Source organism: Pseudomonas mosselii (assembly GCF_019823065.1).
GTDB classification, from domain to species: domain Bacteria; phylum Pseudomonadota; class Gammaproteobacteria; order Pseudomonadales; family Pseudomonadaceae; genus Aquipseudomonas; species Aquipseudomonas mosselii.
Window position 1 is genome coordinate 5,077,630 of record NZ_CP081966.1, and the last position, 16,535, is coordinate 5,094,164.

Below are 16,535 nucleotides of genomic sequence, written 5' to 3' on the forward strand. Positions count from 1 at the left end.
CGGTTATCGGGAAAACCCCGATTTTCACCCGCTGGAAGGGCTTGTTTTTCGCTCGGCAGTTGGCGTAGAGTCATCGCACTGTGTTTGCATGGGTCGCAACAGTTCGTGACCTGGGCCAGTAGCCGCAATCTGCTACAACCCGTTCGACGTCTCTTACTTTCCTGCAACCCAGCCCGGTAATCTTTCGCATAAAAAATGATGCGAAAGTAACTGTCATTAAAATTGAGTTTCATAGGAAGAAAGACAATGTCGACTCGTCAGAACGGTACCGTCAAGTGGTTTAACGACGAAAAAGGTTACGGCTTCATCACCCCAGAAAGCGGTGCTGATCTGTTTGTTCACTTCCGTGCCATCGAAGGCAACGGCTTCAAGAGCCTGAAAGAAGGCCAGAAAGTCTCCTTCGAAGCCGTGCAAGGCCAGAAAGGCCTGCAGGCTGATAAAGTTCAAGTTCTCGATAAGTAATTACCGGGACACAAAAAGCCCCTGCCAAGTGCAGGGGTTTTTTTTTGCCCGTAGAATGGCGGCCTCGCCATTCGGAGCCGTCCTGCATGTCCAAGCCCCTGCTCTCACCCCAGGGTGATTTCCCCCCCGTCGGCCTGGGTCGCCGGCTGGCGGCGATGTTCTATGACTTCCTGCTGTGCACCGCCCTGCTGATCGTCACCGCCGGCGCCTACAAGATGATCCAGATGGCGATCATCGGCGAGGCGCGCATGCGTGAGCTGACAGAAGCCGGCGCGCTGGATGGCGACCCGCTGCTGTCGACGATCCTGCTGTTCGCCCTGTTCGGCTTCTTCGCCAAGTTCTGGACCCACGGCGGCCAGACCCTGGGCATGCAGGTGTGGGGGGTGCGGGTGCAGAACGCCGACGGCAGCGCCATCAGCCTGTGGCAGGCGCTGCTGCGCTTTCTGGTGTCGATCGCCTCGTGGCTGTGCCTGGGGCTGGGGTTCTTCTGGTCGCTGATCGACAAGCGCCAGCGCAGTTGGCACGACATCTACTCCGAGACCCAGCTGGTGCGCCTGCCCAAGCGCAAGAAGTAGCCTCGGCGGACATCATCTTCATGTTGCGCACAAAAAAGCCGACCCCAGGGTCGGCTTCTTTTGTGTGGCTCAGGCCATCAACCCGCCCGGCGCATCAACCACAATCCGGCCAGCGCGCAGATCCCAGCGGGGATCACCACTGCCAGCAACGGTGGGAAGCCGAACACCTGGCTCGATGGCCCCAGCAGGTCCCCGGCGATGCGGAACACGAAGCCCACCAGCACGCCAGTGAACACGCGCTGACCCAGGGTCACGGAACGCAGCGGGCCGAAGATGAACGAGATCGCCATCAATACCAGCGCCGCGGTGACCAGCGGCTGCAGGACCTTGGTCCAGAACGCCAGCCAGTAGCGCGAGTTGTTCAGCCCCTGGTCGGCCAGATAATGGATATAGTCCCACAGCCCGGTGATCGACAGCGACTCCGGCGCCAGCACCACGGTGTTGAGCAGCTCCGGCGTCACCGAGACGTCCCACACTTCCTCGGGGCTCTTGACCACTTCGGTGTGGTCGCCGCGGAAGTAAGTGGTGGAGACATCGTTGAGCATCCACTTGCCTTCGACGTACTGCGCCCGGCGGGCGAAGCTGGAGGTCTGGATCTTGCGCTCGGCGTCGAAGCGGTAGCGGGTCACGCCCAGCAGCAGGCCATTGGGCTGCACCGAGTTGATGTGCACGAACTCCTCGCCCTGGCGGTGCCACATACCGCGCTTGGAGCTTTGCGCCTCGCCACCGCCCTGGGCCAACGAACGGTCGGCCTGGGCCTTGTTCTCGGTTACCGGGGCCACGTACTCGCCGATCAGCAGGCCGACCAGCATCAGCACCAGCATCGGCTTCATCACCGCCCAGACGATGCGACCGATGGACACACCGGCGGCGCGCATGATGGTCAGTTCGCTGCTGCTGGCCAGGCTGCCCAAGCCGATCAGGCAGCCGATCAGGGCCGCCATCGGCAGCATGTCGTAGAGCCGCCGAGGGGCGGTCAGCAGGACGAAGCTGCCAGCGTCCAGGAAGGTGTAGGTCGCGCTCAGGTCATTCAGTTCGTCGATCAGGGCGAACAGCGACGCCAGGCCGAGGATGATGCCGAGCACGGCGACGATCGCCAGCAGCACGCTCTTGCCGATGTAGCGGTCCAGTTTAACCACGGGCCACCTCCGCACGACGGGCAGCGCGCTTGAGACGCAGCGGCTCCCAGTACATCAGCGCCAGGCCGATCAGCAGGAACAGGCCATGGACCCACCACATGCCCAGCGAGATGGGCAGCTTGCCCTTCTCCAGGGCGCTACGCACGGAAATCAGCATCGTCAGATAGGCCATGTACAAAAGGATCGCCGGCAGCAGCTTGAGGTAGCGGCCCTGGCGTGGGTTGACGCGCGACAGCGGCACCGCCAGCAACGTCACGACGAACACCAGCAGTGGCAGCGACAGGCGCCATTGCAGCTCGGCACGCTCGCGAATGCCTTCCTGCCCGAACAGTTCGGAAGTCGGGATCGCTTCGCGCTCGGTGACTTCCTCGGCGACTTCCGGCTTGGGCAGCAGCACGCCGTAGGTGTCGTACTTGATCGCCCGGTAGTCGGCCTGGCCTGGGTTGCCGTCGTAGCGGTAGCCGTTCTCCAGTACCAGGTAACGGTTGCCGTCGGCCTGCACTTCCTGGTGGCCCTTTTCGGCGACCAGCACCGAAGGCGCGCGGTCCTTGGTCTTGTCCTGGTTGAAGCGTTTCTCGGAGATGAACACCCCGCCGAGCTTGATGCGGTCATCGGACAACTGCTCGGTGTAGGTCACCCGGGAGCCGTCGCGCAAGGTCTGGAAACGGCCCGGCACCAGGGTGTCGAACTCGGTCAGGGCATCCTGCTGGGCGATGATCTTCTGCACCTGGGCAACGCCCAGGGGCGCCAGGCTCAGGCTCAGCCAGGCGACCAAGAGGGCCACCAGCGCCGCCGGCACCATGGTCACGGTCAGCAGGCGTTGCTGGCTCATGCCGGTGGCCGACAGCACGGTCATCTCGCTTTCGAGATAGAGCCGGCCATAGGCGAGCAGGATGCCGAGGAACAGCCCCAGCGGCAGGATCAGTTGCAGGAAGCCCGGCAGGCGGAACCCCATGATCATGAACAGCACGCTTGGATCGAGCGCGCCCTGGGCCGCCTGGGCCAGGTATTTGATGAAGCGCCCGCTCATGATGATCACCAGCAGCACGGCGCTGACGGCGCTCAAGGTCACCAGGACCTCGCGGGACAGATAACGAAAGACGATCAAACCAGACACTCCTGGGTTGTCAGGGGCGGACAGCCAAACGAACGATTCGGACAGCCAAGACCAATGCCGGTTCGCCAAGGCGAACCTCCATGTAAAAGTGCGCGCATTATCCTGTGATTGACCGCGCCTGTCACTTGGCCACGCAGCATGGCGCATATCGGGGTTGTCATTGTGCTCGCGGCAGGCTCAAACTGGCAGCTTTTCCGCTGGCAGGCATCGCCCGCCAGCCGCGTGTTCCGAGCGCCTGCACAAGACAGCGCCCACTGACAGACAGATCATTCGGGGACCCCAGACATGGAATTGGTTGTAAAGAGCGTAGCCGCTGTATCCGTCAAGACCGCGACCTTGGTCGTACCCGTCGGTGAAGGGCGCAAGCTCGGCGCCACCGCCAAGGCCGTCGACCAGGCCAGCGAAGGCGCGATCAGCGCGCTGCTCAAGCGTGGCGACCTGGCCGGCAAGCCGGGCCAGACCCTGCTGCTGCACAGCCTGCCGGGCCTGAAAGCCGAGCGCGTGCTGCTGGTCGGCAGCGGCAAGGACGAAGCCCTCGGCGATCGCGCCTGGCGCAAGCTGGTCGCCAGTGTTGCCGGCGTACTCAAGGGACTGGGCGGCAGCGACGCCGTGCTGGCCCTGGACGACATCGCCGTCACCGGCCGCGACGGCCACTACGGCAAATACCGCCTGCTGGCCGAGACCCTGCTCGACGGCAACTACGTGTTCGACCGCTACAAGAGCCAGAAGGCCGAACCCCGCGCCATCAAGAAAGTCACCCTGCTCACCGCCAAGGCTGGCCAGGCCGAGGCCGAGCGCGCCGTCAAGCACGCCAGCGCCATCGCCACCGGCATGGCCTTCACCCGCGACCTGGGCAACCTGCCGCCGAACGTCTGCCACCCGAGCTTCCTCGCCGAGCAGGCCAAGGACCTGGGCAAGGCACACAAAGGCCTCAAGGTCGAGGTGCTGGACGAGAAGAAGATCAAGGACCTGGGCATGGGCGCGTTCTACGCCGTGGGCCAGGGCAGCGACCAGCCACCGCGGCTGATCGTGCTCAACTACCAGGGCGGCAAGAAGAGCGAGAAACCGTTCGTGCTGGTCGGCAAGGGCATTACCTTCGACACCGGCGGCATCAGCCTCAAGCCCGGCGCCGGCATGGACGAGATGAAATACGACATGTGCGGCGCCGCCAGCGTGTTCGGCACCCTGCGCGCCGTGCTCGAGCTGCAACTGCCGATCAACCTGGTGTGCCTGCTGGCCTGCGCCGAGAACATGCCGAGCGGCGGCGCCACCCGTCCGGGTGACATCGTCACCACCATGAGCGGGCAGACCGTCGAGATCCTCAACACCGACGCCGAAGGCCGCCTGGTGCTGTGCGATACCCTCACCTACGCCGAGCGCTTCAAGCCACAGGCGGTGATCGACATCGCCACCCTGACCGGCGCCTGCATCGTCGCCCTGGGCAGCCACACCTCGGGCCTGATGGGCAACGACGACGCGCTGGTCGGCCAACTGCTGGACGCCGGCAAGCGTGCCGACGACCGCGCCTGGCAGCTGCCGTTGTTCGACGAGTACCAGGAGCAACTGGACAGCCCGTTCGCCGACATTGCCAACATCGGTGGGCCGAAGGCCGGCACCATCACCGCCGGCTGCTTCCTGTCGCGCTTCGCCAAGGCCTACCACTGGGCGCACCTGGACATCGCCGGCACCGCCTGGATCAGCGGCGGCAAGGACAAGGGCGCCTCGGGTCGTCCGGTGCCACTGCTCACCCAGTACCTGCTGGACCGCGCCGGCGCCTGATGGCGCAAGATCGGTGGCGCCCCGCGCGCCACCGGTCGGCACTGAACGATCATGAGCAAAGTCGATTTCTACATCCTGCCCAGCGACTCGCTGTCGGTGCGGCTGGATTTCGCCTGCAAGCTGTGTGAAAAGGCCTGGCGCCTCGGCCACCGGATCTACCTGCACTGCCAGGACGAGGCGCAGCGCAGCGAGCTCGACCTTCGCCTGTGGCAGTTCAAGGGCGAGGCCTTCGTGCCCCACGACCACGCCGAACAGCACCCGGACGCCATTGTCGCGCTGGGTGTCGGCACTGATGCCGGCGAACACCGTGACCTGCTGATCAACCTGGGCGGCGATGTTCCCGCCTTCGTCGGCCAGTTCGAGCGGGTCGCCGAGATCGTCGTCGAGGAACCGGCCATCCGCCTGGCCGCCCGCGAGCGATTCCGTTTCTACCGCGAACAGGGCTATGCTCTGCAAGATCACCGCTTACAGCGACTCTGACGACGATGGACAAGCAGCTGAACTCCCTGACCCATTCCGCCCACCTGCTCGACGACCTCGAGTCGATCCGCGAGCTGCTGGGCGACGCCGACCTGCAACCGCCGCTGCTGACCGAGACGGTGGAGCAGATTCCCCTGTTGCTCGACGAGCCGAGCGTTGCGCCGCCCGTCGCCGAGGCAGCGCCGGTAGCGGCCCCGGCACCTGAAGAGGATGCCCAGACCCGCCGCCAGGACACCCTGCTGCACCTGGACGCCGAACTGCGCGCCGCCGCGCAACTGATCATGCAGGACGTGATCAACGACTTTACCCCGCACATCGAGACCGAAATCAAGCGTCGCCTCGATGCACGGCTGGAGCGGTTGCTCAAGCGCTCCGAGTAACCATTCGTCCGGATCGCGGGGCAAGCCCGCTCCCACGACAACACGTGGGAGCGGGCTTGCCCCGCGATGGGCGCTACACCTGTCTTGAAGCGCGCAGCTTGGTTATACTTCCCGGCTTTCCCGAATTAATGCCTAAGGGTCCCGCCGCGCATGGATAAGACCTACCAGCCGCACGCCATCGAAACTTCCTGGTACAACACCTGGGAGTCCGAGAACTATTTCGCTCCACAAGGTGCAGGCGAGTCCTACACCATCATGATCCCGCCACCGAACGTGACCGGCAGCCTGCACATGGGCCACGGTTTCAACAACGCGATCATGGACGCGCTGATTCGTTTCCGCCGCATGCAGGGTCGCGACACCCTGTGGCAACCGGGCACCGACCACGCCGGTATCGCCACCCAGATGCTGGTGGAGCGCCAGCTCGAGGCCAAGGGCCAGAACCGTCACGACCTCGGTCGTGAGAAGTTCCTGGAGAAGGTCTGGGAGTGGAAGGATCAATCGGGCGGCAACATCAGCCGCCAGATCCGCCGCCTGGGCTCGTCGGTGGACTGGAGCCGCGAACGCTTCACCATGGACGACGGCCTGTCGGAAGCGGTCAAAGAGGCTTTCGTGCGCCTGCACGAGGACGGCCTGATCTACCGCGGCAAGCGCCTGGTCAACTGGGACACCAAGCTGCACACGGCGATTTCCGACCTCGAAGTGGAGAACCACGACGAGAAGGGCCACCTGTGGAACCTGCGCTACCCGCTGGCCGACGGCGCCAAGACCGCCGAAGGCAAGGACCACCTGGTGGTCGCCACCACCCGTCCGGAAACCCTGCTCGGTGACGTCGCCGTCGCCGTCAACCCGACCGACGAGCGCTACCAGGCGCTGATCGGCAAGTTCGTCGAACTGCCGCTGGTCGGCCGCCGCATCCCGATCGTCGCCGACGACTACTGCGACCCCGAGTTCGGCACCGGCTGCGTGAAGATCACCCCGGCCCACGACTTCAACGACTATGAGGTCGGCAAGCGCCACAACCTGCCGCTGCTCAATATCTTCGACAAGAACGCCACCGTGCTGGCCGCCGTGCAGGCGTTCAACCTCGACGGCAGCGTCAACGAAGGTATCGACACCTCGCTGCCAGCCCAGTACGCCGGCCTCGACCGCTTCGTCGCGCGCAAGCAGATGGTCGCCGACCTGGACGCCCAGGGCCTGCTGGTCAGCATCGACGACCACGCCCTGAAGGTCCCGAAGGGCGACCGTTCCGGCACCGTCATCGAGCCGTGGCTGACCGACCAGTGGTATGTCTCCACCAAGCCGCTGGCCGAGCCTGCCATTGCCGCCGTGGAAGACGGCCGCATCCAGTTCGTGCCCAAGCAGTACGAGAACATGTATTTCTCCTGGATGCGCGACATCCAGGACTGGTGCATCAGCCGCCAGCTGTGGTGGGGCCACCGCATCCCGGCCTGGTACGACGAGGCCGGCCAGGTCTACGTCGGCCGCGACGAGGCCGAAGTGCGCGCCAAGCACAACCTGGGCAGCGAGGTAAAACTGCGTCAGGACGACGACGTGCTCGACACCTGGTTCAGCTCGGGCCTGTGGACCTTCTCCACCCTGGGCTGGCCGGAACAGACCGAGTTCCTGAAGAAATTCCACTCCACCGACGTGCTGGTCACGGGCTTTGACATCATCTTCTTCTGGGTCGCCCGGATGATCATGCTGACGATGCACCTGATCAAGAACGAGGACGGCACCCCGCAGGTACCGTTCAAGACCGTCTATGTGCACGGCCTGGTCCGCGACGGCCAGGGCCAGAAGATGTCCAAGTCCAAGGGCAACGTCCTCGACCCGCTGGACATCGTCGACGGTATCACCCTCGACGCCCTGCTGGAAAAACGCACCAGCGGCATGATGCAGCCCAAGCTTGCCGAGAAGATCGCCAAGCAGACCAAGGCCGAGTTCCCCGAAGGCATCGCCAGCTACGGCACCGACGCCCTGCGCTTCACCTTCTGCTCGCTGGCCTCCACCGGTCGTGACATCAAGTTCGACATGGGCCGCGTCGAAGGCTACCGCAACTTCTGCAACAAGATCTGGAACGCCGCCCGCTACGTGCTGGACAAGGGCGAGGACTGCGGCCAGAACGGCGAGGCCTACGAGCTGTCGCTGGCCGACCGCTGGATCATCTCGCAGCTGCAGCGCACCGAAGCCGAGGTTACCCGTCAGCTCGAGCAATTCCGCTTCGACCTGGCCAGCCAGGCCCTGTACGAGTTCATCTGGAACCAGTACTGCGACTGGTACCTGGAGCTGTCCAAGCCGGTGCTGTGGGACGAGAACGCCCCGGTCGAGCGCGCCCGTGGCACCCGCCGCACCCTGGTGCGCGTGCTGGAAGTCGCCCTGCGCCTGGCGCACCCGTTCATGCCGTTCATCACCGAAGAGATCTGGCAGCGCATCGCGCCGCTGGCCGGTATCGAAGGCAAGACCATCATGCTGCAGCCATGGCCTGAAGCGAATGAAAGCCGCATCGACGCCGCCGCCGAAGGCGACATCGAGTGGCTCAAGGAGCTGATGGTGGGCCTGCGCAACATCCGCGCCGAGATGAACATCGGCCCGGGCAAGCCGCTGCCGCTGTTCCTGAAGAACGCCAACGCCGACGACCAGCGTCGCCTGCAGGAAAATGAAGCCCTGCTGAAGAAACTGGCCAAGGTCGAGTCGTTCACCGTGCTCGGTGAGCAGGACGAAGCGCCGCTGTCGGCCACCGCGCTGGTGGGTGACCTACTGGTGCTGGTGCCGATGGCCGGCCTGATCGACAAGGACGCGGAACTTGCGCGCCTGAGCAAGGAGATCCAGCGCCTGCAGGGCGAGGTCCAGCGCGTGGGTGGCAAGCTGTCCAACGCCGCCTTCGTCGACAAGGCACCGCCTGCGGTGATCGAGAAGGAACGCGCCAAGCTGGCCGAGTCGGAGCAGGCCCTGGCCAACTTCACCGAGCAGCATGCGCGGATTGCGGCGCTGTAACAACCTGATAGACCGCTGGGGCCGCGTTGCGGCCCTTTCGCGACACAAGGCCGCTCCCACAGGACGGCGCCAGCTTGAAAGGCGCCACTATCCTGTGGGAGCGGCCTTGTGTCGCGAAAGGGCTGCAAAGCAGCCTCAGGGCCTGCAACACCGGATCCGACCATGACCAACAAACCCACCCTGCATCCGCGCAATCGCCACCAGGGCCGCTACGACTTCCCCGCCCTGATCAAGGCGCACCCGGACCTGGCCCGCTTCACCATCACCAACCCCTACGGCAAGCCCAGCATCGATTTTGCCAACCCCGAGGCCGTGCGGGTGTTCAACCGCGCCCTGCTCAAGGCCCAGTACGGCATCCAGCACTGGGACATCCCGACCGACTACCTGTGCCCGCCGATCCCCGGCCGCGCCGACTACATCCATGTGCTGGCCGACCTACTGGGCGAAGACAACGGCGGCGAAATCCCCCGCGGCGCCCAGGTGCGCGCCCTGGATATCGGCGTCGGCGCCAACTGCATCTACCCCCTGCTCGGCCACAGCGACTACCGCTGGCGCTTCACCGGCTCCGACATCGACGGCGTGGCCCTGGCCTCGGCCAAGGCCATCGTCCAGGCCAACAAGCTCGACAAGGCCATCAGCCTGCGCCAGCAAGCGCAGCCCAGGCACATCCTCAGTGGCTTGCTGCAGGCCGACGAACGCTTCGACGTCACCCTGTGCAACCCGCCGTTCCACGCCTCCCGCGAGGAAGCCACCCGCGGCAGCCAGCGCAAGTGGAAGAATCTCGGCAAGCAGGACCCCAAGCGCAAGCTGCCAGTGCTGAACTTTGGCGGACAGAACAACGAACTGTGGTGCGAAGGTGGCGAGATCCGCTTTGTCAGCCAACTGGTCGCTGAAAGCGTGCAGTACGCGGCCCAGGTGCTGTGGTTCACCAGCCTGGTGTCCAAGGCCAGCAACCTGCCGGGCATCGAGGCGGCCTTGAAGAAGGCCGGGGTGAAGGCCGTGCGCATCGTCGAGATGGGCCAGGGGCAGAAGCAGAGCCGCATGGTCGCCTGGAGCTTCCAGGACGACAGCGCACGCCAGCAATGGCATGCCGCGCGCAAATCATAGGCATGAAAAAACCGCGCCCGGGCAAGCCGGGCGCGGTTTCGTCAACGCATCAACAATTACTTGTTGATCGAGTCGGTCAGCACTTTGGCTGGAACGAACTTGACGACTTTCTTGGCAGCGATTTCGATGGCAGCGCCAGTCGAAGGGTTGCGGCCGGTACGGGCAGGACGCTCGGAGACTTTCAGCTTGCCGATGCCTGGCAGGGTGATTTCGGCGCCGTTTTCCAGTTGGTCGGCAACGATCTGGCCCAGTTGCTCCAGAGCAGCGCGCGCGGTGGTTTTCGGCGCGTCGATGGATTCAGCGATGTCGGCAATCAGTTGGTCTTTGGTCAGTGCCATGGTGGTGTTCCTTCCCTATCAAATCAGAGGTTGTGCAGCATGCTAGGTCGGTGGTCGGGCCAGCCCGGGACAATCCAGAGGCCGCGTCGATCGCGTATGTAGATACGCAAATCGGCGTTTGGTTCGACACCGCGCAAGCGATCTGCCAGCAATGCGCCACCCAAGGGGCGCAAGACCGCGCAAAGCTACCACAGGAATCGAGAAATATCCGCTGTCGACATTGATTTTGTGCAGGTTTTTCGGGGGTTTTCGGAAAAATCGCAAAAAAATGAACAAAAAACGAACAACTGGCATTTGCGCCAATATCTGGCCACTGCATCACCCCCGCCCTGAGGTAAACTGAGCGACTTTTGCAGCGCGGCTTTTCACCGCTCAGACCACCGAGAATTCCATGCCAATCCGTCATTGCATCGTTCACCTGATCGACAAGAAGCCCGATGGCAGCCCCGCCGTGCTCCATGCGCGCGACAGCGAACTGGCAGCCTCCGACGCCATCGAGAACCTGCTGGCCGACCTCAACGACAGCTACAACGCCAAGCAAGGCAAAGCCTGGGGCTTTTTCCATGGCGAGTCCGGCGCCTACCCGTTCAGCGGCTGGCTCAAGCAGTACCTGGATGAGGAAAAGGACTTCGCCGCCTTCAGCCGCGTCGCCGTCGAGCACCTGCAGAAGCTGATGGAAGAGTCCAACCTTTCCACCGGTGGCCACGTGCTGTTCGCCCATTACCAGCAGGGCATGACCGAGTACCTGGCCATCGCCCTGCTGCACCACAGCGAAGGCGTGGCGGTGAACGCCGAACTCGACGTCACACCGTCGCGCCACCTGGACCTGGGCCAGTTGCACCTGGCGGCGCGGGTCAACCTGTCCGAGTGGAAGAACAACCAAAACTCCAAGCAATACATCTCGTTCATCAAGGGCAAGAACGGCAAGAAGGTCTCGGATTATTTCCGCGACTTCATCGGCTGCCAGGAAGGCGTCGACGGCCCGGGTGAAACCCGCACCCTGCTCAAGGCCTTCAGCGACTTCGTCGAGAAAGAAGACCTGCCGGAAGAGTCTGCCCGGGAAAAAACCCAGACCCTGGTCGACTACGCCACCACCCAGACCAAGCTGGGCGAGCCGGTGACGCTGGAGGAACTCTCCAGTCTGATCGACGAGGACCGCCCCGAGGCGTTCTACGACCATATCCGCAATAGCGACTACGGGCTGTCGCCGGAGATTCCGGCCGACAAACGTACCCTCAACCAGTTCCGCCGCTTTACCGGGCGTGCCGAGGGGTTGTCGATCAGCTTCGAGGCGCATTTGCTGGGCTCGAAGGTGGAGTATGACGAAGAGGCTGGGACGCTGGTGATCAAGGGCTTGCCGACGCAACTGGTCGATCAGTTGAAGCGACGCAAGGACTGAGATCGTCGGGGCGCGTTGCGCCCCTTTCGCGCCCCACAGGCGATCACGTTTCCCTGTGGGAGCGGCCTTGCGTCGCGAAAGGGCAGCAAATCAGTCCCAGCGATCTATCATGACCACGGACGAAACCCGCCCCACCGTCGGCGAGACCACTACCCCCCGAATCCGGCATAGGACGCCACCAACGCCTCCTTCGCCGCCTTGCGCAGCTTCTTCACCAACCGCTCCTGGCGCAACGCCTCGCCCTTGTCCGGCCACTGCTCCACATACACCAGCGCCTGCGCCGGGCTGGTCTTGAAATAACGTGCGCCCTGCCCTTTCTGATGCTTGATGAAGCGCCGCTGCGGATCATCGCTGATACCGCAGTACAACGAGCCATTGGCGGCACGCACCAGGTAGACGTACCAGGGTTTGCAGTCGGGGGAAGGCGCTGTTTCGCTCACGGCTCGGTTCGGTGCAACGGAAGAAGGCCGCCAGCTTAACGCCTCAGCGCGCCTGCTGGAATGCGCGAAGCCCCTTGAATGCCTGCTGGCGCACCTTGTTCTGCAACATCGGCGTCCAGCCCAGCAGGACGCCCGGCATGCCCAGCGCCTGACGCGCCCAACGCCACAGGTCGAAGGTATCGTCGTGCTGGCAGATCAGCCCGTCGCGGATCACGAAGCGCGCCTGGATATCGTTGACCACCACCCGCCCGGTCTGGCTGAACAGGTAGGTCGCCACCCAGTGCGCGCCATCGCTGCGCACGTCGTCGAAGGTCAGGGTGAAGTCCTTGGCGCGGGCGGTGAGCATCCGCCACATGTCACCCGCGTCACGCCCGCGCAGGGTGCCGAAGACTGGGTCGCTGAAGACAATGTCTTCGCTGTAGCAGGCCACCATGGCCTCGGCGTCCAGACGCTGGAAGGCCTGGTAGAAACGGGTGATCAGGGCGCTGCTGGCATCGCTCATGGACTGTTCCTGCGCTAGGTGCGAAACCCGCAAGATACTGCCTGGATGCCAGCAACACCATGCCCATTCGCGTCGTGAATGACGATCACGGATCAAGCCAGAGCCTCAAACGTGCTCGCTGCTGACCTGCACATGCAGCGCCCGCCCGGCGCCGAGACCGAACAGGATCGCCCCGACGCCCAGCACCGCGAAGATCCAGCCCACCGCGCTCCAGCCACCGGTCAGATCATGCACCAGCCCTACTGCGAATGGCCCCATGGATGCCAGCGTGTAGCCCACGCCCTGGGCCATGCTCGACAGGTTCGCCGCCACATGGGCGTCCTTGGAGCGCAGCACGATCAGGGTCAGTGCCAGGGCGAAGGTGCCGCCCTGCCCCAGCCCGAGCAGGATCGCCCAGCCCCACAGCCCCTCGATCGGCGCATACAGGCAACCGAACAGCCCGCCCAGGGTCACCAGCATCACCACCACGATGGCCAGGCGCTGGTCCTTGCCCCGCGTGGCCAGCCAGGGCGCGCTCAGGGAGCTGATCAGTTGCACGATCACCGAGCCGGACAACACCAGCCCCGCCTCGGTCGGGCTCAGCCCGCGGCCGATCAGGATCGAAGGCAGCCAGCCGAACACGATATAGGCCAGCGATGACTGCAGGCCCATGTAAAGCGTCACCTGCCAGGCCAGCGGATCGCGCCACAGCCCGCGCACGCGGTAGGCCACCTTGTGCACGCCATGGCCCTGACGGGACTGGGGCAGCCAGACCAGCATCGCCAGCAAGGCAGGCAGCAGCCAGAAGCCCAGCCCCAGCGCCCAGCTGTCATCGAAGTGGCGGGTCAAGGGCACCGTGGCCCCGGCGGCCATCGCGGCGCCCAGGCACAGCGCCATGGTGTAGACGCCGGTCAGGGTACCGGCGTGCTGGGGGAAGTCGCGCTTGACGATACCTGGCAGCAGCACGCCGATGATGCCGATGCTCGCCCCCGCCATCAGGCTGCCGAGGAACACACCAGTGGCGCCCAGGGTGCTGCGCACCAGGATGCCCAGCGCCAGGGTCAGCAGGATGCCGAAGATCACCCGCTCGCTGCCGAATCGTCGCGCCAGGATCGGCGCCAGCGGCGCGAACAGCCCCAGGCACAGTACCGGCAAGGTGGTCAGCAGCCCGGCTTGCGATGCGCTGAGCCCCAGCCCTTCGGATACCTGACCGAGCACCGGCGACATGCTCGACAGCGCCGGGCGCAGGTTCAGCGCCACCAACACCAGGCCCAGCAGCAACAGCCAGGGCCTGCGCAGCACCACGGGCTGTTGCTGGACCTGCTCGTCGTCGGCTTCGGCGTCGATCAGCAGTTCATCGAGCTCCGCCTCACGGGGAGCGGTGTTGCGGGTCAGTTGTTCGGCCATGGCCTTCTCGTTGTCAGGATTCGATGAGTGTCCGGCTCAGGTGCTTGGCCCGTTCCGGATCGCGTTGTTCGAGGGCGTCGAGGATCTGCCCGTGCAGGTCGAACACGGCCTGGCAACGGGGGACGCTGGTCATGTTGTGCTGCAGGGCGGCGCGGACCACGCTGGAGAAGTAGCGGTACAGCTCGCTCAGGGCGGGGTTGTGGGCGGCGTCCACCAGGCGCTGGTGGAACACCAGGTCGCATTCGACGTAGGCGTCGACATCGCCATGGAAATGTCGCGCGCTGTGTTCCAGGGCCTCGCGCAGGGCCTGCAGGTCGGCGTCGGTGCGGCGCACGGCGGCCAGGCCGATGGCTTCTGCTTCAAGAATATGGCGGGTTTCGCGGGCGTGTTCGACTGCGCAGCGGGACATGACCTGCACGGCCTGCAAGGGGTCCACGGCGGTACGCAGGTAGCTGCCGTCGCCCTGGCGGATTTCCACCAGGCCGCTGAAGGCCAGGACGCGCATGGCCTCGCGGACGGTGTTGCGGCTGATGCCCAGGTCGCTGGCCAGCTCCGGTTCGGTGGGCAGGCGCTGGCCTATCGACCAGGTGCCCTTGGCGATGCGGTCGCGGAGCTGGTCTACGGCTTGTTCTACCAGGGAGCGTTTGATGAGCGGGGTCACGAGGTGGGTACGTCCAGTCATCGGATGAATTTTCTTGGGGTTGGACGATAGCGGTTGGGGGGGGATTGGGCAAGGGTTCGGGTTTCAGGGTGTGGGTTCGGGTTTCAGGGTGTGGGTTTTGAATTTTTTATGCGCATTCGTAGACGATATCGACATTTAGTCACCTTTCCGCCCTTACGGCGGGTTACTTAATGAGATGGTCACCCCGGCACCCTGCGAGGCGTACGCTTTCGCAGGGTGCTTTTACTTCGGAGACCGTCATCATGAGCAGCGTGACCCTGATCGGCATCGACATTGGTAAACATACCTTCCACCTGCACGCCCAGGACAAGTTCGGCAAAGAGGTAATGCGCAAGAAGTGCTCAAGGCAGCAGATGATGCGGTTTCTGGCCAATCATCCCCCTTGCACGGTAGTGATGGAGGCCTGTGCCGGTTCACACTGCCTGGCGCGAGAAATCAAAGCGATGGATCATGAGGCCAAGCTGATCTCGCCGCAGTTCGTTAAACCTTTCGTCAAGAGCAACAAGAATGACTTCGTCGATGCGCAAGCCATCTGCGAAGCCGCTTCCCGACCCTCCATGCGCTTTGTGACGCCAAAATCGCCTGAGCAGCAAACGCTCTCTGTTTCTCATCGGATGCGTGAATCATTGATCCGCGACCGAACCAAGACGGTGAACCAGATGCATGGGTTCCTGCTCGAATTCGGTGTCAGCCTGCCGACCGGATTGGCAGTGGTCAAACGCCTTGCTTCGGTGCTTGAAGAGCACGACCTGCCAATACGGCTCGTCGCATTACTGCAGCGCCTGCATGATCATTTCGTCTACTTGAGCGAGCAGATCAAGGTGTTGGACAAAGAGCTGGAGAGCCAACTGGCTGACGATGATCTAGGCAGTCGTTTGCTGAGCATGCCGTGTGTTGGGCCGATCACCGCCAGCCTGCTGGCTGTAGAAATGGGAGATGCTCGGCAGTACGGCAGTAGCCGGGACTTTGCGGCCTCTGTAGGTCTGGTGCCCCGCCAGTACAGCACTGGTGGTAGGCCAGCTTTGCTGGGGATCAGCAAGCGTGGCGACAAGAACCTTCGGCATTTGCTGGTGCTGTGCGCACGGGTCTACATGCTTCGCCTGAAGTATCAGAAAGGCCCATTGGCCGATTGGGTGCGTTCATTGCTCGCGCGACGTCACTCCAATGTGGTGGCCTGCGCGTTGGCCAACAAACTGGCACGCATTGCGTGGGCCATTGCCACTCGGCACACGCAATATAAAACGGAGCCAGACGCGATAAACGCCTGACCCCGTTGTGCTGCACCGAGTTTCACCATCAGGTTTTGCGATAGCTGAACAACAGATGAAATAAACGGCCGATCGGCCTGGCGATGATCCTGAACGACCAATTGGCTCTTGGAAGCCGCCTACTTTGTTAGGATCGCCAGGTGCGAATGCTCATCGTGGCGCGGGATGCGAGCCCAATAGACGCCGGATAGATTGAAGCAAGCCATCCATTCCATCTGATGAACAGTATTGCAAAAAATGGGGTGACCATAGATTGGTCTTAACTCGCCGTCCGCGGCCAAAGTAACCAAAGCCGCCCCGCTCCGTTCATCCGGCCCCTACGCTTCGCTTCGGGGTTCCCTCGCTCCGTTCTTGCTCCCGGGAGGACCGCGCTGAACGCCCCATCCTGGGGCGCAGCGCTTGACGGCCATCCATGGCCGTCACCTCCCTCCGCAAGAACTCCGCTCGGCCTCCTGAAGTCGCAATTGGTGTTGCCTGAACTACC

The 16,535-nt window shown here is 63.7% G+C and carries 16 protein-coding genes; 9 read left to right on the forward strand and 7 right to left on the reverse strand.

What is annotated here, in order from left to right; all coding sequences use genetic code 11:
- The first annotated feature begins 246 nt into the window (after window positions 1-246).
- The gene (locus tag K5H97_RS23595; RefSeq protein WP_028691992.1) at window positions 247-462 is read left to right on the forward strand and encodes a cold-shock protein; all 216 of its coding nucleotides are present in this window, start codon (window positions 247-249) and stop codon (window positions 460-462) included.
- 86 nt (window positions 463-548) lie between these two features.
- Entirely contained in the window at window positions 549-1,037 is a 489-nt protein-coding gene (locus K5H97_RS23600) for an RDD family protein (protein WP_028691993.1), read from the forward strand.
- Window positions 1,038-1,114: 77 nt separating this feature from the next.
- Here the strand turns inward: K5H97_RS23600 and lptG are convergent, their stop codons facing one another.
- Window positions 1,115-2,176 (reverse strand): LPS export ABC transporter permease LptG, encoded by a 1,062-nt coding sequence (gene lptG, locus K5H97_RS23605; RefSeq protein WP_028691994.1) that lies wholly within the window; start codon window positions 2,174-2,176, stop codon window positions 1,115-1,117.
- Window positions 2,169-3,284, reverse strand: coding sequence for an LPS export ABC transporter permease LptF (gene lptF / locus K5H97_RS23610; RefSeq protein ID WP_028691995.1), 1,116 nt, complete (start codon window positions 3,282-3,284; stop codon window positions 2,169-2,171). Before lptF ends, lptG begins: the two co-directional genes overlap by 8 nt.
- A 294-nt stretch (window positions 3,285-3,578) precedes the next feature.
- On the opposite strand from lptF, the gene K5H97_RS23615 reads away from it, so the two are divergent.
- The 5 genes from K5H97_RS23615 to rlmF all read left to right on the forward strand — a co-directional run bounded on the left by K5H97_RS23615 (window position 3,579) and on the right by rlmF (window position 10,036).
- On the forward strand, window positions 3,579-5,072 hold the full coding sequence (locus K5H97_RS23615) for a leucyl aminopeptidase (RefSeq protein ID WP_028691996.1): 1,494 nt from the start codon (window positions 3,579-3,581) through the stop codon (window positions 5,070-5,072).
- A gap of 51 nt (window positions 5,073-5,123) precedes the next feature.
- On the forward strand, window positions 5,124-5,552 hold the full coding sequence (locus tag K5H97_RS23620) for a DNA polymerase III subunit chi (protein WP_028691997.1): 429 nt from the start codon (window positions 5,124-5,126) through the stop codon (window positions 5,550-5,552).
- 5 nt (window positions 5,553-5,557) lie between these two features.
- Window positions 5,558-5,932: a hypothetical protein gene (locus K5H97_RS23625; protein WP_028691998.1), complete on the forward strand. Its 375-nt coding sequence runs from the start codon at window positions 5,558-5,560 to the stop codon at window positions 5,930-5,932.
- A gap of 150 nt (window positions 5,933-6,082) precedes the next feature.
- Window positions 6,083-8,929 carry a valine--tRNA ligase gene (locus K5H97_RS23630; protein ID WP_028691999.1) on the forward strand — a complete coding sequence of 949 codons (2,847 nt, stop codon included), beginning with the start codon at window positions 6,083-6,085 and terminating at the stop codon, window positions 8,927-8,929.
- A 162-nt stretch (window positions 8,930-9,091) separates the two neighbouring features.
- On the forward strand, window positions 9,092-10,036 hold the full coding sequence (rlmF, locus tag K5H97_RS23635) for a 23S rRNA (adenine(1618)-N(6))-methyltransferase RlmF (protein WP_028692000.1): 945 nt from the start codon (window positions 9,092-9,094) through the stop codon (window positions 10,034-10,036).
- Window positions 10,037-10,092: 56 nt separating this feature from the next.
- On the opposite strand, the gene K5H97_RS23640 is transcribed toward rlmF, so the two are convergent.
- Complete coding sequence (locus K5H97_RS23640; RefSeq protein WP_011535502.1) at window positions 10,093-10,374, reverse strand: HU family DNA-binding protein; 282 nt, start codon at window positions 10,372-10,374, stop codon at window positions 10,093-10,095.
- Between the two features lie 391 nt (window positions 10,375-10,765).
- Here K5H97_RS23640 and yejK point away from each other — a divergent pair, with 391 nt between their 5' ends.
- Window positions 10,766-11,773, forward strand: coding sequence for a nucleoid-associated protein YejK (gene yejK, locus K5H97_RS23645; protein WP_028692001.1), 1,008 nt, complete (start codon window positions 10,766-10,768; stop codon window positions 11,771-11,773).
- A 149-nt stretch (window positions 11,774-11,922) separates the two neighbouring features.
- On the opposite strand, the gene K5H97_RS23650 is transcribed toward yejK, so the two are convergent.
- From K5H97_RS23650 to K5H97_RS23665, 4 genes are all read right to left on the reverse strand, one after another.
- On the reverse strand, window positions 11,923-12,213 hold the full coding sequence (locus K5H97_RS23650; RefSeq protein WP_028692002.1) for a GIY-YIG nuclease family protein: 291 nt from the start codon (window positions 12,211-12,213) through the stop codon (window positions 11,923-11,925).
- A gap of 43 nt (window positions 12,214-12,256) precedes the next feature.
- Window positions 12,257-12,715 (reverse strand): nuclear transport factor 2 family protein, encoded by a 459-nt coding sequence (locus K5H97_RS23655; protein WP_028692003.1) that lies wholly within the window; start codon window positions 12,713-12,715, stop codon window positions 12,257-12,259.
- Window positions 12,716-12,820: 105 nt separating this feature from the next.
- Window positions 12,821-14,101, reverse strand: coding sequence for a CynX/NimT family MFS transporter (locus tag K5H97_RS23660; RefSeq protein ID WP_028692004.1), 1,281 nt, complete (start codon window positions 14,099-14,101; stop codon window positions 12,821-12,823).
- Window positions 14,102-14,114: 13 nt separating this feature from the next.
- Complete coding sequence (locus tag K5H97_RS23665) at window positions 14,115-14,783, reverse strand: FadR/GntR family transcriptional regulator (protein ID WP_036986447.1); 669 nt, start codon at window positions 14,781-14,783, stop codon at window positions 14,115-14,117.
- Window positions 14,784-15,025: 242 nt separating this feature from the next.
- On the opposite strand from K5H97_RS23665, the gene K5H97_RS23670 reads away from it, so the two are divergent.
- Complete coding sequence (locus K5H97_RS23670; RefSeq protein WP_197867106.1) at window positions 15,026-16,051, forward strand: IS110 family RNA-guided transposase; 1,026 nt, start codon at window positions 15,026-15,028, stop codon at window positions 16,049-16,051.
- The last annotated feature ends 484 nt before the right edge of the window (window positions 16,052-16,535 follow it).